General features: G+C 68.5%; 18 protein-coding genes. 11 read left to right on the forward strand and 7 right to left on the reverse strand.

Annotation, left to right across the window (positions count from 1 at the left end):
- Positions 1-84: 84 nt before the first annotated feature.
- A complete protein-coding gene (locus tag ACSQ3D_RS11985; protein WP_056417430.1) occupies positions 85-552 on the reverse strand; it encodes a 4-hydroxylaminobenzoate lyase in 468 nt (155 codons plus the stop codon).
- Positions 553-793: 241 nt separating this feature from the next.
- Between ACSQ3D_RS11985 and ACSQ3D_RS11990 the strand changes: the two genes are divergently transcribed.
- The 8 genes from ACSQ3D_RS11990 (at position 794) to ACSQ3D_RS12025 (ending at position 10,324) form a co-directional block, all read left to right on the forward strand.
- Positions 794-1,735 (forward strand): helix-turn-helix transcriptional regulator, encoded by a 942-nt coding sequence (locus ACSQ3D_RS11990; RefSeq protein WP_436127036.1) that lies wholly within the window; start codon positions 794-796, stop codon positions 1,733-1,735.
- A 227-nt stretch (positions 1,736-1,962) separates the two neighbouring features.
- A complete protein-coding gene (gene boxC / locus ACSQ3D_RS11995) occupies positions 1,963-3,633 on the forward strand; it encodes a 2,3-epoxybenzoyl-CoA dihydrolase (RefSeq protein WP_436127037.1) in 1,671 nt (556 codons plus the stop codon).
- A gap of 123 nt (positions 3,634-3,756) precedes the next feature.
- A complete protein-coding gene (boxB, locus tag ACSQ3D_RS12000) occupies positions 3,757-5,184 on the forward strand; it encodes a benzoyl-CoA 2,3-epoxidase subunit BoxB (protein WP_056417424.1) in 1,428 nt (475 codons plus the stop codon).
- Positions 5,185-5,331: 147 nt separating this feature from the next.
- Positions 5,332-6,615 (forward strand): benzoyl-CoA 2,3-epoxidase subunit BoxA, encoded by a 1,284-nt coding sequence (gene boxA, locus ACSQ3D_RS12005; protein WP_436127038.1) that lies wholly within the window; start codon positions 5,332-5,334, stop codon positions 6,613-6,615.
- Positions 6,616-6,926: 311 nt separating this feature from the next.
- Positions 6,927-8,093: a DUF3182 family protein gene (locus tag ACSQ3D_RS12010; protein ID WP_436127039.1), complete on the forward strand. Its 1,167-nt coding sequence runs from the start codon at positions 6,927-6,929 to the stop codon at positions 8,091-8,093.
- Complete coding sequence (locus ACSQ3D_RS12015) at positions 8,077-8,847, forward strand: alpha/beta hydrolase family protein (RefSeq protein WP_436127040.1); 771 nt, start codon at positions 8,077-8,079, stop codon at positions 8,845-8,847. The genes ACSQ3D_RS12010 and ACSQ3D_RS12015 overlap by 17 nt, the downstream gene beginning before the upstream one ends.
- Before the next feature lie 108 nt (positions 8,848-8,955).
- Positions 8,956-9,102 carry a hypothetical protein gene (locus tag ACSQ3D_RS12020; RefSeq protein ID WP_200912429.1) on the forward strand — a complete coding sequence of 49 codons (147 nt, stop codon included), beginning with the start codon at positions 8,956-8,958 and terminating at the stop codon, positions 9,100-9,102.
- Between the two features lie 58 nt (positions 9,103-9,160).
- Positions 9,161-10,324 (forward strand): SDR family oxidoreductase, encoded by a 1,164-nt coding sequence (locus ACSQ3D_RS12025; protein WP_436127041.1) that lies wholly within the window; start codon positions 9,161-9,163, stop codon positions 10,322-10,324.
- A gap of 79 nt (positions 10,325-10,403) precedes the next feature.
- On the opposite strand, the gene ACSQ3D_RS12030 is transcribed toward ACSQ3D_RS12025, so the two are convergent.
- Complete coding sequence (locus ACSQ3D_RS12030) at positions 10,404-10,616, reverse strand: hypothetical protein (RefSeq protein WP_156370719.1); 213 nt, start codon at positions 10,614-10,616, stop codon at positions 10,404-10,406.
- Positions 10,617-10,712: 96 nt separating this feature from the next.
- Here ACSQ3D_RS12030 and ligD point away from each other — a divergent pair, with 96 nt between their 5' ends.
- The 3 genes from ligD to ACSQ3D_RS12045 all read left to right on the forward strand — a co-directional run bounded on the left by ligD (position 10,713) and on the right by ACSQ3D_RS12045 (position 12,762).
- On the forward strand, positions 10,713-11,654 hold the full coding sequence (ligD, locus tag ACSQ3D_RS12035) for a non-homologous end-joining DNA ligase (RefSeq protein ID WP_436127042.1): 942 nt from the start codon (positions 10,713-10,715) through the stop codon (positions 11,652-11,654).
- A gap of 96 nt (positions 11,655-11,750) precedes the next feature.
- Positions 11,751-12,251: a flavodoxin family protein gene (locus ACSQ3D_RS12040; protein WP_436127043.1), complete on the forward strand. Its 501-nt coding sequence runs from the start codon at positions 11,751-11,753 to the stop codon at positions 12,249-12,251.
- A gap of 82 nt (positions 12,252-12,333) precedes the next feature.
- Positions 12,334-12,762 carry a surface-adhesin E family protein gene (locus ACSQ3D_RS12045; RefSeq protein WP_156370717.1) on the forward strand — a complete coding sequence of 143 codons (429 nt, stop codon included), beginning with the start codon at positions 12,334-12,336 and terminating at the stop codon, positions 12,760-12,762.
- Positions 12,763-12,898: 136 nt separating this feature from the next.
- Here ACSQ3D_RS12045 and ACSQ3D_RS12050 read toward each other — a convergent pair whose 3' ends face one another.
- The 5 genes from ACSQ3D_RS12050 to ACSQ3D_RS12070 all read right to left on the reverse strand — a co-directional run bounded on the left by ACSQ3D_RS12050 (position 12,899) and on the right by ACSQ3D_RS12070 (position 17,774).
- Positions 12,899-15,019 (reverse strand): family 2A encapsulin nanocompartment cargo protein cysteine desulfurase, encoded by a 2,121-nt coding sequence (locus ACSQ3D_RS12050; RefSeq protein ID WP_436127044.1) that lies wholly within the window; start codon positions 15,017-15,019, stop codon positions 12,899-12,901.
- A gap of 6 nt (positions 15,020-15,025) precedes the next feature.
- Positions 15,026-15,958 (reverse strand): family 2A encapsulin nanocompartment shell protein, encoded by a 933-nt coding sequence (locus ACSQ3D_RS12055; RefSeq protein WP_056167209.1) that lies wholly within the window; start codon positions 15,956-15,958, stop codon positions 15,026-15,028.
- Positions 15,959-16,039: 81 nt separating this feature from the next.
- Positions 16,040-16,312, reverse strand: a complete 273-nt coding sequence (locus tag ACSQ3D_RS12060) for a helix-turn-helix domain-containing protein (RefSeq protein WP_056167206.1) — start codon at positions 16,310-16,312, stop codon at positions 16,040-16,042.
- Entirely contained in the window at positions 16,309-17,271 is a 963-nt protein-coding gene (epsC, locus tag ACSQ3D_RS12065; RefSeq protein WP_436127045.1) for a serine O-acetyltransferase EpsC, read from the reverse strand. Before epsC ends, ACSQ3D_RS12060 begins: the two co-directional genes overlap by 4 nt.
- 23 nt (positions 17,272-17,294) lie before the next feature.
- Positions 17,295-17,774: a rhodanese-like domain-containing protein gene (locus ACSQ3D_RS12070; protein WP_436127046.1), complete on the reverse strand. Its 480-nt coding sequence runs from the start codon at positions 17,772-17,774 to the stop codon at positions 17,295-17,297.
- Between the last annotated feature and the right edge of the window lie 122 nt (positions 17,775-17,896).

A 17,896-nucleotide genomic window follows, 5' to 3' on the forward strand; every position in this document is an offset into this window, starting at 1 on the left:
CAGGTGGTCGGCAGCGCCCGCGGTGGCGATGTCGGTGGAGGCAGCGATGCAGCGGACAAGTCGGGCGGCGAGCCCGCCGTGCCTTCAGCGCGTGAATTGAATCTGCCCCTCGGGCAGCAGGTAGAGCACCAGCGAGCGGCCCTGGGCCACGGTGGGGCGGTGGGCGCTGCCGGGCGGGTACACGCACCAGCCGGCGGGGTGCCCGTCGAAGGTGGCGTCGCCCTCCAGCGGCATGATCAGGTCGATCTCTCCGAGCGGATGGGTGTGGTGTGGGCCGGCGATGTCCTGCATGTCCACCACGTCCACCGAGAAGCGGTGCAGCGCGTCGTCTGCCTGGAAGACCCGGCCGTAGCGGATGCCGCCGCCCTCGCGCTCGCAGAGCCAGCCTTGCGCCACGCCCGCCAGGCAACCCGCCTTGAGCTGCCGGTAGGCGTCGCTGCCCTGGCCGTGCGTCTGGTTGAGCCAGGTTTGCAGGTCACCGTCCAGACGTCGGCCTGCGATCTGCCCGGTCAATGCGGCCAGGGCTTCATGGAATGCTGCTTTATCGGACATGGCGACTCGTGGGTGGCTGGGACAATGGAGCGCAGCGTGCACAGTGCTGCATGCATTTTCTTGTGGGATTCGGCAATGTGCAGTATCTTGCCTGCACATGAACGATAGGTAATGCTTGATGCAGTGTCAAGCACTATAGTGCATGCATGGTGTTTTCCCCTAGGGTGTCCGGCCGCGCGGGCCGCCCGGGGGATGCACCGCAAAATGCCCAGGTGCAGCCGATGTGAATTTGAGGATGGACATGAACGAACCAGAAGACACCGCCACCTTGCCCCCAACCCTGGGCGAGGTCGCGCCAGGGCCTGCCGACGAAGCCCGTAACCCCCTGCTGACCGCACTGGGCGAGCGGGTGCGTAACCTGCGTGCGCAGCGCGGGCTCACGCGCAAGGCGGTGGCGGTGGCGGCCGATGTGTCGGAGCGGCACCTGGCCAACCTGGAGTACGGCACGGGCAACGCGTCCATCCTGGTGCTGCAGCAGGTGGCCGGCGCGCTGCACTGCTCGCTGGCCGAACTGGTGGGCGACTTCACCACCCGATCGCCCGAATGGCTGTTGATCCGCGAGCTGCTGGAGCACCGCAGCGAGCCCGAGCTGCGCCGCGCCCGGCTGGCCCTGCACGAGCTGCTGAACAGCGGCGCCAGCGACACGGCACGCCACCGGCGCATTGCGCTGGTGGGGCTGCGCGGCGCGGGCAAGTCCACCCTGGGCCCCCTGCTGGCGCGCGACCTGGACGTGCCGTTCATCGAGCTGAGCCGCGAGATCGAAACCCTGGCGGGCTGCAGCGTGCGCGAGATCCACGACCTGTACGGCACCACCGCGTACCGCCGCTACGAGCGCCGCGCGCTTGAGGAGATCGTGCAGATCCACAGCGAGGTGGTGATCGCCACGCCCGGCGGCATCGTCTCGGACCCCGCCACCTTCAACGAGCTGCTGGCGCACTGCACCACGGTGTGGCTGCGCGCCGCGCCCGAGGAGCACATGGGCCGCGTGCTGGCCCAGGGCGACATGCGCCCCATGGCCGCCAGCAAGGAGGCCATGGACGACCTGCGCCGCATCCTGGAAGGCCGGGCGGCGTTCTATTCCAAGGCGGACCTGACCATCGATACCTCCGGGCAGAACCTGGAGGAAAGCCTGCGGCAGCTGCGCACCGGCGTGCGCAGGCTGATGGCCAGCCGGCCCGACTGAAAACCCGGCCTCCCCCACCCGCTCCCCGCCCGCCCCCCCCGGGCGCCCCCCACGCGCCACCGACCGCCTGACCGGCGGAGCGCCCTCTGCACAGCCCATCGCGTCAGAAAAATTGGCGATCAGCACAAACATGCATTGACTCGCCTGCCAACATGCATCATGATGCACATCAGTTGATGGATTTATGCATTATTATTCCTGTTAACAGTTTTTGACGGAGACGCCCCATGACCGCCCAGACCACCGCACCCACCCGCGTTGACTACCGCACGGACCCCACGCAGTACCGCCACTGGAAGCTGGCGGTGGATGGCGCCGTCGCCCGCCTGTCGCTGGACATCGCCGAAGACGGCGGCATCCGCCCCGGCTACAAGCTCAAGCTCAACAGCTACGACCTGGGCGTGGACATCGAGCTGCACGACGCGCTCAACCGCGTGCGCTTCGAGCACCCGGGTGTGCGCACGGTGATCGTCACCAGCGCCAAGGACCGCATCTTCTGCTCGGGCGCCAACATCTTCATGCTGGGTGTCTCCAGCCACGCCTGGAAGGTGAACTTCTGCAAGTTCACCAACGAGACGCGCAACGGCATCGAGGACTCCTCCAAGCACTCGGGCCTGAAGTTCGTCGCCGCCGTCAACGGCGCCTGCGCGGGCGGCGGCTACGAGCTGGCCCTGGCCTGCGACGAGATCGTGCTGGTGGACGACCGCTCGTCGGCCGTGTCGTTGCCTGAAGTGCCGCTATTGGGCGTGCTGCCCGGCACCGGCGGCCTGACCCGCGTGACCGACAAGCGCCACGTGCGCCACGACCTGGCCGACATCTTCTGCACCAGCGTGGAAGGCGTGCGCGGCCAGCGCGCGGTGGACTGGCGCCTGGTGGACCGCATCGCCAAGCCGGCGCAGTTCGCGGCCGCTGTCGATGAGACCGCCACCCGCTTGGCCGAAAGCAGCCACCGCCCCGCCAACGCACAGGGCGTGGCCCTGACCCGCGTGGAGCGCGAAGAAGGCGCCGACAGCCTGCGCTACGCCCATGTCAGCGCCGACATCGACCGCACCCGCCGCACGGCCACGCTCACGCTGAAGGCCCCCACCGGCGCGCAACCCACGGACATCGCCGGCATCGAGGCCGCAGGCGCCGCCTGGTGGCCGCTGGCCCTGGCGCGCCAGTTGGACGACGCCATCCTGAACCTGCGCACCAACGAACTCGACATCGGCACCTGGCTGCTCAAGACCGAGGGCGACGCCCAGGCCGTGCTGGCCAGCGACGCCACGCTGATCGCCCACCAGGACCACTGGCTGGTGCGCGAGACCATCGGCGCGCTGCGCCGCACGTTCGCGCGGCTGGATGTATCGTCGCGCAGCCTGTTCGCGCTGGTGGAGTCGGGCTCGGCGTTTGCCGGATCGCTGGCCGAACTGGCGCTGGCCGCCGACCGCACCTACATGCTGGCCCTGCCCGACGATGCAGAGCGCGCACCCAAGCTCACGCTCAACGAGTTCAACTTCGGGCTGCTGCCGATGGTGAACGACCAAAGCCGCCTGCAGCGCCGCTTCTACGAAGAAGCCGCCCCGCTGGAAGCCGCGCGCGCCGCGGCCGGCACGCCGCTGGATGCGGACGCCGCGCTGGCCCTGGGCCTGGTGACCGCCGCCCCGGACGACATCGACTGGGACGACGAGATCCGCATCGCCATCGAGGAGCGCGCTGCGATGTCGCCCGACTCGCTCACCGGGCTGGAGGCCAACCTGCGCTTTGCCAGCAAGGAGAACATGAACACCCGCATCTTCGGCCGCCTGACCGCCTGGCAGAACTGGATCTTCAACCGCCCGAACGCCGTGGGCGACAAGGGTGCGCTCAAGGTCTACGGCACCGGTGAAAAAGCCGGCTTCGATCTGAACCGCGTCTGACCCCAAAGCCCCAACCAACCGATTGACCTCCCCACCCGTTCAGGCTGAGCTTGTCGAGGCCCTGCGCAAGCCTTCGACAAGCTCAGGCCGAACGGATACGAACCTCCACTTGAAGGACTGGCCATGAGCACGATCAACTACAGCGAGAAGATCCCCAACAACGTCAACCTCGGCGAAGACCGCACGCTGCAGCGCGCGCTCGAAGGCTGGCAGCCCAACTTCATCAACTGGTGGGACGACGTGGGCCCCGAGGGCTCGACCGACCACGAGGTCTACCTGCGCACCGCCGTGAGCGTGGACCCGCAGGGCTGGGCACAGTTCGGCCACGTGAAGATGCGCGACTACCGCTGGGGTATTTTCCTGAACCCGGGCGACGCCAACCGCGAGATCCACTTCGGCGACCACAAGGGCGAGAAGGCCTGGCAGGACGTGCCCGGCGAGCACCGCGCCAACCTGCGCCGCATCATCGTGACGCAGGGCGACACCGAGCCCGCGTCGGTGGAGCAGCAGCGCCACCTGGGCCTCACGGCGCCCAGCATGTACGACCTGCGCAACCTGTTCCAGATCAACGTGGAAGAAGGCCGCCACCTGTGGGCCATGGTCTACCTGCTGCACAAGCACTTCGGCCGCGACGGCCGCGAGGAGGCCGAGGCGCTGCTGCAGCGCACCTCGGGCGACCAGGACAACCCGCGCATCCTGGGCGCCTTCAATGAAAAAACGCCCGACTGGCTGGCGTTCTTCATGTTCACCTACTTCACCGACCGTGATGGCAAGTTCCAGCTCTCGGCCCTGGCGGAAAGCGCGTTCGACCCGCTGGCCCGCACCACCAAGTTCATGCTGACCGAGGAAGCCCACCACATGTTCGTGGGCGAGTCCGGCGTCTCGCGCGTGCTGGCGCGCACCGCGCAGGTGATGAACGAGCTGAAAACCGACGACCCGGCCAAGGTGCGCGCCGCCGGCGCCATCGACCTGGGCACGGTGCAGCGCTACCTGAACTTCCACTACAGCGTGACCATCGACCTGTTCGGCGCCGACCAGTCGAGCAACGCAGCCATCTTCTACAGCTCGGGCCTCAAGGGCCGCTACGAAGAAGGCAAACGAGGTGACGACCACATCCTCAAGGGCCAGACCTACAAGGTGCTGGAGGTCAAGGACGGCCAGCTGCTGGAAAAGGACGTGCCCATGCTCAACGCGCTGAACGAGGTGCTGCGCGACGACTTCATCAAGGACTCGATGGCCGGCGTGGGCCGCTGGAACAAGGTGCTGGAAAAAGCCGGCATCCCCACGCGCCTGTCGGTGCCGCACAAGGCCTTCAACCGCCAGATAGGCGCCCTGGCCGGCATCAAGATGTCGCCCGACGGCCGCGTGGTGAACGACGTGGAATGGGCAGCGCGCAAGGCCGAGTGGCTGCCCACGCCCGAGGACTTTGCGTTCGTCGCATCGCTGATGGGTCGCGTGGTGGAGCCCGGCAAGTTCGCGGGCTGGATCGCACCACCGGTGATGGGCATCAACCGCCAGCCGGTCGATTTCGAATACGTCCGCTTTAATTGAGCCCCCCTGAGCCGCTGCGCGGCTTCCCCCCCGAGGGGGGACGCCACCGGCGGCCCGGCGGAGCCGGTTCCGCGGTGGCACTGGCCCGGGGCCGCGCGCAATCCAAGGCATCGCCCAAGAATTCTGCGGCTTCGCTGGAAGAAAAATATGGATACCACCACGCTGATCGACAACGGCATGCTGAAGCAGCACCTGATCGACCCCGAGATCTGCATCCGCTGCAACACCTGCGAGGCCACCTGCCCGGTGGGCGCCATCACGCACGACGACAACAACTACGTCGTGCGGGCCGATGTGTGCAACGGCTGCATGGCCTGCATCTCGCCCTGCCCCACGGGCTCCATCGACAACTGGCGCACCATGCCGCTGGCGCGGGCCTACAGCATCGAGGAACAGCTGACGTGGGAAGAACTGCCCGCAGAACTGTCGCCCGAGGAGCTGGCGGCCGAGGGCGCACCGGCCGCGGCGGCACAGGCCACCGCGCTGCAGGCTGCGCCGCCCGCCGCCTCGGCAGAGCCCGGGGCCCAGCCGTTTCAATCGGCGCAGTACGGTGCCACCGTGCCGCCCTGGTCGGCCGCGCACCCCTACACCAACCTGTTCCCGCCCCGAAGCCCCACCACCGCGACAGTCGTGGGCAACTTCAACTGCACCGAAGCGGGTTTCGAGAGCGAGACACACCACGTGGTGCTCGACTTCGGCAGCATGCCGTTCCCGGTGCTGGAGGGGCAGTCCATCGGCATCATCCCGCCGGGCACCGATGCGCTGGGCAAGGCACACCACGCGCGCCAGTACTCGATTGCCAGCCCGCGCAACGGCGAGCGGCCCGGCTACAACAACCTGGCGCTCACGGTCAAGCGCGTGACCACCGACCACGACGGCCACGCCGTGCGCGGCGTGGCCTCCAACTACGTGTGCGACCTGCAGGTGGGCGACAAGGTGCAGGTGGTGGGGCCGTTCGGCAGCTCGTTCCTGATGCCCAACCACCCGCGCTCGCACATCGTGATGATCTGCACCGGCACCGGCAGCGCACCGATGCGGGCCATGACCGAATGGCGCCGCCGGCTGCGCAGCAGCGGCAAGTTCGAGGGCGGCAAGCTGCTGCTGTTCTTCGGGGCGCGCACCCAGCAGGAGCTGCCCTACTTCGGCCCGCTGCAAAGCCTGCCCAAGGACTTCATCGACATCAACCTCGCGTTCTCGCGCACCGCAGGGCAACCCCGGCGCTATGTGCAGGACCTGATGCGCGATCGCGCCGCCGACCTGGCCGCGCTGCTGCGCGATGGCGGCAGCCATTTCTACGTGTGCGGCCTCAAGAGCATGGAAGAAGGCGTGGTGATGGCGCTGCGCGACATCGCCACCACCAGCGGGCTGGACTGGGGCCAGGTGGGCGCGGCGCTCAAGCGCGAAGGGCGGCTGCACCTGGAGACGTACTGAGGGGTGAGGCGTTCAAACTGCCCCTACCGCTTGATGGGCGTCATTTTTAAGCTATATATTTAATAGCAAACTGCATGCCGGGCCGGCAAAACACGCTGCAGGCCCGGGCTGAGAGCCCTGCGTGCATCGGAGCCTGGCGTGTTGCATGGCTTGCGCCGGGGTGGCGCCCGGGTGGCGCCGCTGTCCCGCGCTTGCTTATCCGTCCTACACCGGACGGAGCGGTCCAAAAATACGATGCTTTCAGAACGCCCGTGCTTTGGTACCGGCGCCGCCGGCCCGCTGGCCGGCCCTCCGAAAGGAAAGGACCTTGCATGACCGACCCGACCGCCCCTGGCGGCCCCTTGCGCTCCGCGCTGCAGCACACGGCGCTGCAGCATGAAGAAGTGGTCATGCCGTTCACACTGGGACTGCGCGGCCATGCCAGCGAACACGAGCGCCAGACCCGTGAACACATCGCACGCCGCGTGGCCCACCTGAAGGGCTGTGCGTTCAGCCACGAACGTCCCCCCTCGCTGTGGACGCAGCGCACCTACCTGGTGCCGAGCGAAACCCTGGTGGAGGCCGCCGCCCTGAGCCTGCACCTGCGCGGCGAAGACGATCTGTTCGGCGGTGTGGTGCCCCACGCCTTCGTGGCGACCAAGGCCATCACCCACCCCTTGATCGCGCCCGATGCCGCCGCGCCCCCGGGCTGGAGCCATGTTCTGCCCGAAGCGGTCGAGAAGGCCGTGCTGGCGGGCTACACCGCCTTCACGCGCCACGACGCGGCCGAGGCCGGCGAACGGCTGCTGGCCCTGGGGCCCGTGCGCATCAAGCCCGTGGCGGAGACCGGCGGGCGCGGGCAGTCGGTGGTGCATGCCATCGGCGAGCTGACCATGAGCCTGGCGGCGCTGAGCGACAACGCCTTTGCCGAGCATGGCGTGGTGCTGGAGCACAACCTCTCGAACGTCGACACGCTGAGCGTCGGCCAGGTGCGCGTGGCGGGCATCCTGGCCTCGTACCATGGCCGCCAGCGCCTCACACGCGACAACCGCGGCGCCGTGGCGTACGGCGGGTCGGACCTGACCGTGGTGCGCGGCGACTTTCATGCGCTGCTGGCCACGCTGCCCCCCGGCCCGGTGCGCAAGGCCGTGGACCAGGCGCTGCTCTACGACGCCTCGGTGCGGCAGTGCTTTCCGGGCTTTTACGCATCGCGTGTCAACTACGACGTGGCACAGGGTATCCATGCCGGCGGCGAATGGAGCTCGGGCGTGCTGGAGCAGTCCTGGCGCATCGGTGGCGCCACCGGCGCGGAGATCGCCGCGCTGGAGGCCTTCCATGCCGACCCCGGCCTCCACACGGTGCGGGCCAGCTGCATCGAAGAGTTCGGCCCCCTGGCGCCACCGCCCGCATCCGCCATCGTCTACTTCCAGGGCGAGGACCCCGAGGTCGGGCCGCTGACCAAGTACACCGTGGTGCAAGCCGATGGCGACACGGCATAGAGACATTCAGATCCCTTCGGGCGACCGCACCATCGCCGGCACGCTGGTGGCGCCGGACACCGTGGTGCCCGGCGTGTTGCTGGTGCACGGCTGGGACGGCAGCCAGGAGCAGTACCTGTCGCGCGCCCACACCATTGCGGCGCTGGGCTGCATCTGCCTCACCATCGACCTGCGCGGCCATGCCCGCGACAAGGCGCACCGCGACACCGTGACGCGGGAAGACAACCTCAACGACATGCTGGCCGCGTACGACCTGCTCACCGGGCATCCGGCCGTGGACAGCCAGTCTGTGGCCGTGGTGGGCAGCAGCTACGGCGGCTACCTGGCCACCGTGCTCAGCGCCCTGCGGCCGGTGCGCTGGATGGCGCTGCGCGCGCCCGCCCTCTACAAGGATGAGGACTGGCTGGTCCCCAAGCAGCACCTCGACCGCCAGGAACTGGCCCGCTACCGCGCCATGAAGCTGCCCACCGACGCCAACCGCGCACTGGCGGCCAGTGCCGTGTTCGAAGGCGATGTGCTGCTGGTCGAGTCCGAGATGGACCACATCGTGCCCCACCCGGTGCTGGAGAACTACCGGGCCGCATTCCTGCGCACCCGCTCCATGACCTACCGGGTGATTGCTGGTGCCGACCACGCGCTGGCCAAGCCCGAATGGAGCGAGGCCTACACCGGCATGCTGGTGAACTGGATGAAGGAAATGCTCGGCGACGCCAAGGAGCGCGCCGCAGCACGCGACAAGGCTGCGACCCGCTGAAAGCACCGCGCCAACACGTGGCGCCGATGCGCAAAGCAGACGCTGTCTGACACGGTCCAGCAGCCGGCGGTGGAGTAATGGAAGGCATCACGCTCCAAGGAGATCGTCATGTCGAAGACCCACCGCACCGGCCCCGACCAGACCAAGCCCCGCGCCCGCAAGCGCATGCGCCAGTGGGAGGCGATGGCCCGCCCCCGCTCGGTCCCGCTGCGCTTCCCAGACCCCGAGCCACCGGTGTGGAAGCCGCTGGGCTGATACGCACGCACCCCGGGCGAACGCCCATGCGCACCACAACTACGGAATCGATTCACCCATGAGCACTCGACGCGCCCCCAAAGCCCCTGCCGCCACCGCGCCGGCCGCATCCACCCCGGCCAAGCCGGCGGCGAAGAAAGGGGCTGCCGCACCGTCCCGACCTCCAGCCAGGACCGGCTCCAGCCCAGCCGGGGACAGTGCCAACACCACCATACCGGCAGCCGCCAGCGCATCGGCAGCCACCACCCGCAAGCAGCAGAAGATCCAGGCCGAGCAGGATGCCAAGGATCGCAAGGCCCCCAACGGCAAGCAGGCCGCCACTTCCCCAAGTGCCAAGAAGAAGGCCGCCCCAGGCCCGGGCCGCGCAGAGCCCGCACCGCCCCTGCCGCGGCAGCACCTCACCAAGCCCGGCAGCGAAGCGCAGATGCAGTTGCAGCCCCGCTTCGAGGCGCCGCACTATGCGGGCAGCGGCAAGCTACAGGGGTTCTCCACCCTCATCACAGGGGGCGATTCGGGCATCGGCCGTGCCGTGGCAGTGCTGTTTGCGCGCGAGGGTGCGGACGTGGCGATCGCGTACCTGTCAGAACACGAGGACGCTGAACGCACCCGCGAGCTGGTGGAGGCCGAGGGCGGGCGCTGCATCCTGCTGCCCGGCGATGTGCGCGATGCCAGCTACTGCCATCAGGCGGTGGCGCAGGCGGTCAAGGCATTCGGCAAGCTCAACGTGCTGGTGAACAACGCGGCCTTTCAGGAGCACGCGGCATCGCTGGCGGACCTGACCGAGGAACGTTTCGACGAGACCTTCCGCACCAACATCTACGGCTACTTCCACATGGCCAAGGCGGCCTTGCCCCACCTGCAGCGGGGCGACGCGATCATCAACACCGGCTCGGTGACGGGCCTGCGCGGCAGCAAGGAACTGCTGGACTATTCAGCGACCAAGGGCGCGATCCATGCCTTCACCAAGGCGCTGGCGCACAACCTGGCGGACAAGGGCATCCGCGTCAACGCGGTGGCCCCGGGGCCGGTGTGGACGCCGCTCAACCCCGCGGACAAGAGCCCCGAGGACATCGCTGAATTCGGGGAGAAGACGCACCTGGGCCGCCCGGCACAGCCTGAAGAAATTTCACCGGCCTATGTGTTTCTGGCTGCGCCCGCGTGCTCGAGCTACATCACCGGCATCGTGCTGCCCATCACGGGCAATGCGGGCGATGGCGGCTGACCACGCGCCGCCCCTCGCCGGCCCCGCTGACCACACCCTGGCGCACCAGCGCACGACGGGCCGCGCGGGGCCCGGGCCTTCAGGGCTTCTTGTCGCCGCGCGCGTATGCCTCGACAGCCGCCACCGCCTCGTCGCGCGAGCCGTAGGTGGCTTCGCGCAGGGGTGTGTTGTGGCCATCGACGAGCAGGCTCTGAATGGTCACCTTGCCGGAGCCGGCGTGCGAGAGCACGGCAGAGTACGAGCTGGCGTCGGACGTGCCGAAGACGTTTTCTTCGCGGATTTCCTGTGGCATGAATACCTCCTTGTGACGGCCATTGTCCGCAGCCGGGCGCGCGGCCACTGTCAGCGAACAGCGCTTCCCGCCCACCCTTGAGAAAGGCCGCAGAGCATGCCCTCCCGCACACCAGCAGCTGCCCGTGCACGGCCATCGCAAGGCGAGGCGGAAGCGCCCCACATCACGCATGGCGACCGGGTGATCGACCCCTCCACCGGTTTCACCAAGATGGACCTGGTGCACTACTGCGCGCAGGTGGCGCCGTTGATGATGGAGCATCTGGCCGCACGCCCCGTGGCGGTGGTGCGGGCGCCGGATGGCATCGCGGGTGAACTGTTTTTCCAGAAGCACGAGGACAGCGACTCCATGGCGGGCGTGCTGCAGCTGGACCCGGCCCTGGACGAGGGCCATGCGCCGCTGATGGAGATCGCCTCGCCCCAGGGGCTGCGCAGCTATGCGCAGATGAACGTGATCGAATACCACACGTGGAACGCGCTGAAGGACCGCATCGAGCGCCCGGACCGCATGACGTTCGACCTGGACCCGGGCGACGGTGCCTCGTGGCAACAGGTGCAGGAGGGTGCGCGCCTGGTGCGGGTGCTGCTGCAGGAGCTGGGCTTGCCGGCGTACCTCAAGACCAGCGGAGGCAAGGGACTGCATGTGGTCGTGCCCCTCAAGCGCCTGCGCGACTGGGCCACGGTGCGGGCATTCTCCAAGGCCATCGTGGAGCACCTAGCGCGCACGATACCCGAGCGCTTCGTGGCCAAGAGCGGGCCACGCAACCGCGTCGGCAAGATCTTCGTGGACTACCTGCGCAACGGGCGCGGGGCCACCACCGTGTGCGCCTGGTCGGCCCGCGCCCGGCCGGGGATGGGCGTGTCCGTGCCGGTGGCATGGGACGAGCTCGACACGCTGACCAGCTCTGCCCACTGGACGGTGCAGAACATCGGCGCGCGCCTGGGCACCGGCAACACGCCGTGGGACGGCTATGGCCAGGCAGCCGCCAGCCTCGGGACGGCCATGAAGCGGCTGGGCTTCGTGGCGGACGAAGGCTAGGCGCCCTCGGCACGCAGTCCTGCGGGGTCTGCTTCTGTAGCGCAACCAGGCCAGCCACCAGCGAACCTGCCCGCCCGCCAGCGCTATGCTCGCCCCATGCACACCACGAAGACGCTGCTCATCGTCTACCACTCCATGACGGGCGGCACGCTGCAGATGGCCCAGGCTGCGTGCGCAGGCGCCTCGCAGGAGCCCGGCGTGCACGTGCGCCTGCTGCATGCGGGCCAGGCCGTCGCAGCCGACGTGCTGGCCGCGGACGCCTACCTCTTCGCCACGCCGGAGAACCTGGCCGCCATGAGCGGCCAGCTCAAGGATTTTTTCGACCGCACCTACTACGCAGCGCTCGACCAGGCCAATGGCCGCCCTTACGCCTGCCTGGTCTGCGCCGGCAGCGACGGGGCCAACGCGGCGCGCCAGATCGAGCGCATCGCCACGGGCTGGCGCCTCAAGGCCGTGGCCGAACCGCTGATCGTCTGCACCCACGCGCAGACGCCAGAGGCCATCCTGGCCTCCAAGCAGATCAGCCCGGACGACCTGGAGCGCTGCGGCGCCCTGGGCCGTGCGCTGGCGGCGGGGCTGGCGATGGGCGTGTTCTGAGCCTGCAGTTGCCCGGCCATGCCAAAAGCTGCAACGCCGGGCCGTTTGGTGCTTGAATAGCGTTTTGCGAAAGAGGATGCCCATGAAATCCGTCGTGCTCGCCGCCGCGCTGGTGTCCGCCACGGTGGCGGCCCAAAGCCCCAGCTGGCTCACCGTGGTCGGCGACCCCGGCAATGGTTTCACCGACACCGTGGAGGTGGACGCCGCCAGCGCCGTGGCTTTCGAGTCCATGCGCCTGGTCAAGCTGCGCGTCAACCGCGCCAAGCCGCGCACCGCCTTCGATGGACTGCCCTTTCACTCGTACTACTCCACCGCCATGGTCGACTGCACGCAGATGAAAGCCTGGCACCGGTCGATCACTTTTTTCAACAAGCCGCTGTGGCACGGCCAGATGCGGATGCACGAGTATGTGGAGAGCGACGGGCGCGACCTGGCCTTTGCGGACATGGCCGAGAACCCCCGGGACCGGTTGGTCAAGGCCGCGTGCGCGATGTCGCTGCAGGACAAGTGAACGCCGGGGCCGATGCGCTGCACGGCACCGCCCACCAGGGCACGCACCACCCGGCCACCTGCAGGCCCCAAGGACCGCGGGCGCTCCACCCCTTGAGGTGAAGCGCCCGCGCCAGAGCGAACGAGCTTCGCAGCCGTCAGATCCGCTGCGCGGCCAGCCTGCGGACCACCGCCGTGAGGCGGTCGATCTCATCGAAGGTGTTGTAGAACGCCAGCGACGGCCGCACCGTGGTCTCCACACCAAAGCGGCGCAGGATGGGCTGCGCGCAGTGGTGGCCGGTGCGCACGGCAATGCCCTCCTCATTCAAGGCCTTGCCGACCTCCTCGGTGGAGTAGCCCGCCAGCACGAACGACATCACGCTGGCCTTGTCCGCCGCGGTGCCGATGAGCCGCACGCCGCGGATGGTGGACAGCTGCTGCATGCCGTACACCAGCAGCTCGTGCTCGTAGCGCGCGATGTTCTCGATGCCCACCCGGTTCACGTAGTCGATGGCAGCGCCCAGGCCCACTGCGTCGGCGATGTTGCCGGTGCCCGCCTCGAACTTGTTGGGGATGGGCTGGAACACCGTCTTCTCGAAGGTCACGTCGGCGATCATGTTGCCGCCGCCCTGCCACGGGGGCATGTCTTCCAGCACCGAGCGCTTGCCCCAGACCACTCCGATGCCGGTCGGCCCGAACACCTTGTGGCCCGAGAAGACGAAGAAGTCCGCATCCAGGTCCTGCACGTCCACCCGCATGTGCGAGACCGACTGCGCGCCGTCGACCAGGGCCTTGGCCCCTGCGCGGTGCGCCAGCGCCACGATCTCCTTGACCGGCACCACGGTGCCCAGCGCGTTGGACACCTGCGTGACCGCCACGATCTTGGTGCGGTCGTTCAGGAGCTTCTGGTATTCATCGAGCAGCACCTGGCCCGAATCGTCCACCGGAATCACCCGCAGCTTCGCGCCCTTGGCGGCCGCCAGCTGCTGCCAGGGCACGATGTTGGCGTGGTGCTCCAGGTTGCTGACGATGATCTCGTCGCCCTCGCCCACATGCTGCGCGCCCCAGCTCTTGGCCACGAGGTTGATGGCCTCGGTGGTGCCGCGCACGAAGATCACCTCGTTCACATCCGGCGCGTTGATGAAGGTCTTCACGCGCTGGCGCGCGCCTTCGTACGCATCGGTGGCCCGCGCCGCCAGCTCGTGCGCGGCGCGGTGGATGTTGGAGTTCTCGTGCTCGTAGAAGTAGCTGATGCGGTCGATCACCGCGCGGGGCTTGTGCGTGGTGGCCGCGTTGTCGAACCACACCAGCTGCCGCCCGTTCACACGCTCGGCCAGCACCGGGAAGTCGCGGCGGATGGCGTGCACATCGAACGGCGGGTGGTGGCCCTGCCCCGCCAGCGGCACGCTGGCGTGCGGCGCGGGCTTGGCCGGCGTCACGTAGCCGCTGGGCAGCACCACCGCATCGGTGAAGTAGAACTGCGCAGGCGCGGCACCGGCACTGGACTGGCCCAGCGGACCTTGCGATGCCGATGGCGCGCTGCGCAGGTCCACACCTTGCAGCGATGCGAAGGGCTGGCGGGCCAGCTCGTCGCTGATGCGGGTGTCGCCCAGTGCGTTGGGAGAAGTACCGTAGGGCGCGCCCGTCGGCGCGCCGGCAGACGGTGCCGGGTGCCCGCTGGGGGACGGCTGCCCGTGGCGGTCGGCCAGGAAGTAGAACGGCGATGCTGGCTGGGCGGCACCGCCCGTGGGCGCATTCCGCGCTACCGAACCGGCGTTGGCGCCCGAGGCCTCGGGCACGCCCAGCGCAGCGCCACCCAGGCGCGGCTCGTACGCTGGCAGTGCGCTGACCACCGTGTCCGGCAGGCCGTTGCCCGCCGTGGCGTGCGGCAGCAAAGCCGGGGCCCGGTGCGCCAGCGACGCCAGGGGCGTGGGCGATGCCGGGACGATGTTGCTGCCCGGAACGACGCCCGGCGGAATCGGCGTGCCCGGCACGCTGGGGCCGAACCCCGCGGGGCTGACCAGCGGCGAGCCCGGCGGCGCGATGTTGACGGGCGCCTGCACGCCGGCCGGCACGGGCGACAGCGCCTGTGCAAAGCCGGGGACGGCGCCCGGTGGTGTGGACGGCAGCCCGGCGGCGGGGCCGGCGGGCACAGCCGGTGCCTCGCCCGGCCGGGCCGAGAAAAGCGCCGTGGCCATCTGCGCCAAAAGCGCAGGGCTGATCGGCGCTTCCAGCGCGTGGGGAACTGCGCCTTGCGGCGTGGATGGAAGATTGCTCACCGCGGATTACTTGTAGGTATCGGGGTAGTCGTGGTACTTGTTGATCTCGACGTCATCGAGCACCGCCAGGGCGTCGGTGGTCAGCACGGCCAGCGAGCAGTACAGCGAGATCAGGTAGGACGCGATGGCATGGTTGTTGATGCCCATGAAGCGCACCGACAGGCCGGGGCCCTGCTCGCCCGGCAGGCCGGGCTGGAACAGGCCGACCACCCCCTGGCGCTTGTCGCCCACGCGCAGCAGCAGGATCTTGCTCTTGCCGTCGGCCACCGGCACCTTGTCGGACGGGATCAGCGGTATGCCGCGCCAGGTGATGAACTGCGAGCCGAACAGACTCACCGTGGGCGGCGGTGTGCCGCGGCGAGTCGCTTCGCGGCCGAAGGCCGCAATGGCCAGAGGATGGGCCAGGAAGAACGCGGGCTCCTTCCAGACCTTGGTCAGCAGCTCGTCCAGGTCGTCGGGCGTGGGCGCGCCGGTGAGCGGGAAGATGCGCTGCTCTTCCGTCACCTGGGCCAGCAGGCCGTAGTCGGGGTTGTTGATGAGCTCGCTTTCCTGGTTTTCCTTGATCGTCTCGATCGTGAGGCGCAGTTGCTCCTTGATCTGGTCGTGCGGGCTGCTGTACAGGTCCGACACGCGGGTGTGCACGTCGAGCACGGTGCTCACGGCATTGAGGAAATATTCGCGCGGATTTTCTTCGTAGTCCACGAAGGTGCGCGGCAGCTGGTTCTCGGACTCCTTGGCGGTGCATGCGACCTTGATCGCCTCGGGGTTCTTGACCTTGTTGAGGCGGTAGATGCCCGCTTCCACCGGCACCCACTGCAGCAGGTGCGTCAGCCAGCGCGGGCTGATGGTCTCCAGTTGGGGGACTGTTTTGGTCGCGTTGGCGAGTTGCCTTGCTGCGTGATCGCCGAGTGCGGTGGTACCGCCCACTGTTGCCGACATGTGAGAACTCCGTGTGGTTGAAAACTGAATGGGAAAAAGATGAAACTGCGGCGCTGAGTGTCAAAGCTCTGCGGCGGGGCTTCAACAGGCTATAGCCGCCAACTGAAGGCCGCGCACCAGGTTGGCGGTGTGCACCACTTCGCCGCGCGTGACCAGCGTGGAAGGCGTCACGCCCAGGGCCACCGCAAGCTTTTCGACAGTGACCAGGGACGCGATCACGCGGCCGCGCTCGACCTCGCCCACGTAGGAACGGTTGAGGTCCGAGTGCTCGGCCAGGCGCTCCTGTGACCAGCCCTGGGCCTCGCGCGACTGGCGCACCGCGATGCCGAAACCCTTGATGAGCGTGGTGGTCATGGCAGCACCTCGGCGGCGGCCGCAGGCCGCGGGGCGCGGCCCGACTCCTGGGTGCTGGCCTGCGTCACGTTGCCGCCGGGCGCCACGTCGTGCGTGAGCCAGACATTGCCGCCGATGACCGCGCCCTTGCCCAGCGTCACACGCCCGAGGATGGTGGCGCCCGCATAGATGACGACGTCGTCCTCGACCACCGGGTGGCGCGGCAGGCCCTTTTGCAGCACGCCCTGCGCGTCGGTGGGAAAGCGCTTGGCGCCCAGCGTGACCGCCTGGTACAGCCGCACGCGCTTGCCGATGACAGCGGTCTCGCCGATGACGACACCCGTACCGTGGTCGATGAAAAAGCCCGCATCGATCTGCGCGCCGGGGTGGATGTCGATGCCGGTCTGGCTGTGCGCCAGCTCGGACACGATGCGCGCGAGCAGCGGCAGGCCCAGCTGGTACAGGCAGTGGGCCAGGCGGTGGTGGATCATGGCCAGCACGCCGGGGTAGCACAGCAGCACCTCGTCCACGCTGCGCGCGGCGGGGTCGCCCTGGTAGGCGGCCAGCACGTCGCTGTCGAGCAGGCGCCGGATTTGCGGCAGGGACTGCGCGAAGGACTGCGTCACCTTGAGCGCGTGTGCCTGCGCGCCGTCTGCGCTGCGGTCCGGGTTTGATTCGTCGTGGCGCTCTTCATGGCGCGCGCTGTACTTCAGCTCCAGGCTGATCTGCGTGAACAGCGTGTGCAGCGCGGTGTCGAGCGTGTGCGCCACGTAGAAGTCCTCGCTCTCCTGGCGCAGGTCGTAGGGCCCCAGGCGCATGGGAAAAAGCGCGCCCTTGAGCTGCTCGACCACCTGGGCCAGCGCGTCGCGCGAGGGGAATTCTCGGCCCCCCGGCTCCTGCGATCTCTTTTGCGCCTCGCGCCATTCGCGGCGCACCTCGCTCAGCGAAGCGGCGATCTGCTCGATGTGGAAATTTGCCATGGGTGCCTTGTGCGCTGCTCTGCTCAGTCCTGCACCCACGGCAGGCCATGAAAGCGCCAGCCATCGCTGCCGCCGCGCTGCTGGCGGTCGTCGATCTCGCCCTCGAAGCCTTCGAGCACATTGAACACATGGCGGAAGCCGACGGCCGCTGCCGCCTCGGCCGCGAGCACCGAGCGCTTGCCGCTGCGGCACAGCAGCAGCACCACGGCGTCCTTGCCGCCGTCCTTGGCGAGCTTGGCCTCCAGCTCCCGCACGAAGCGGGGGTTGCGGGTGAGCGCCGTGCCCGTGGCCCACGCCACATGCAGGCTACCGGGCACGTGGCCGACGAACTTTCGCTCTTCGGCGGAGCGCACATCCACCAGCAGGGCCTGGCCTTCGCGCACCAGGTCCCACGCGGCGGGTGGCTTCACGCCGCCGGCGTAAGAGAGTCCTTGCTCCACCGACGCCTGGCGCACCTGCTCCAGGGCGGCGGGCAGCACGGCGTCTGCGGTTTCGTAGGTCATGAAATGGCTCCTGGCAATGAATTCGGTGGTGATAGCCATCGAATCTACGGGCCCAGTCATCGATCACAAACGAATAAAAACTCCGTTCAAAATTACTTAAGAATCCTTAGGGATCTCTTCAC

This window comes from Acidovorax sp. LjRoot117 (genome assembly GCF_964252695.1).
Taxonomy (GTDB): domain Bacteria; phylum Pseudomonadota; class Gammaproteobacteria; order Burkholderiales; family Burkholderiaceae_C; genus Acidovorax.

Bases quoted from the DNA above. Each gene is read 5' to 3' on its own strand.
- ACSQ3D_RS11985 (WP_056417430.1), bottom strand. From the start codon at position 552: ATGTCCGATAAAGCAGCATTCCATGAAGCCCTGGCCGCATTGACCGGG.
- ACSQ3D_RS11990 (WP_436127036.1), top strand. From the start codon at position 794: ATGAACGAACCAGAAGACACCGCCACCTTGCCCCCAACCCTGGGCGAG.
- boxC (WP_436127037.1), top strand. From the start codon at position 1,963: ATGACCGCCCAGACCACCGCACCCACCCGCGTTGACTACCGCACGGAC.
- boxB (WP_056417424.1), top strand. From the start codon at position 3,757: ATGAGCACGATCAACTACAGCGAGAAGATCCCCAACAACGTCAACCTC.
- boxA (WP_436127038.1), top strand. From the start codon at position 5,332: ATGGATACCACCACGCTGATCGACAACGGCATGCTGAAGCAGCACCTG.
- ACSQ3D_RS12010 (WP_436127039.1), top strand. From the start codon at position 6,927: ATGACCGACCCGACCGCCCCTGGCGGCCCCTTGCGCTCCGCGCTGCAG.
- ACSQ3D_RS12015 (WP_436127040.1), top strand. From the start codon at position 8,077: ATGGCGACACGGCATAGAGACATTCAGATCCCTTCGGGCGACCGCACC.
- ACSQ3D_RS12020 (WP_200912429.1), top strand. From the start codon at position 8,956: ATGTCGAAGACCCACCGCACCGGCCCCGACCAGACCAAGCCCCGCGCC.
- ACSQ3D_RS12025 (WP_436127041.1), top strand. From the start codon at position 9,161: ATGAGCACTCGACGCGCCCCCAAAGCCCCTGCCGCCACCGCGCCGGCC.
- ACSQ3D_RS12030 (WP_156370719.1), bottom strand. From the start codon at position 10,616: ATGCCACAGGAAATCCGCGAAGAAAACGTCTTCGGCACGTCCGACGCC.
- ligD (WP_436127042.1), top strand. From the start codon at position 10,713: ATGCCCTCCCGCACACCAGCAGCTGCCCGTGCACGGCCATCGCAAGGC.
- ACSQ3D_RS12040 (WP_436127043.1), top strand. From the start codon at position 11,751: ATGCACACCACGAAGACGCTGCTCATCGTCTACCACTCCATGACGGGC.
- ACSQ3D_RS12045 (WP_156370717.1), top strand. From the start codon at position 12,334: ATGAAATCCGTCGTGCTCGCCGCCGCGCTGGTGTCCGCCACGGTGGCG.
- ACSQ3D_RS12055 (WP_056167209.1), bottom strand. From the start codon at position 15,958: ATGTCGGCAACAGTGGGCGGTACCACCGCACTCGGCGATCACGCAGCA.
- ACSQ3D_RS12060 (WP_056167206.1), bottom strand. From the start codon at position 16,312: ATGACCACCACGCTCATCAAGGGTTTCGGCATCGCGGTGCGCCAGTCG.
- epsC (WP_436127045.1), bottom strand. From the start codon at position 17,271: ATGGCAAATTTCCACATCGAGCAGATCGCCGCTTCGCTGAGCGAGGTG.
- ACSQ3D_RS12070 (WP_436127046.1), bottom strand. From the start codon at position 17,774: ATGACCTACGAAACCGCAGACGCCGTGCTGCCCGCCGCCCTGGAGCAG.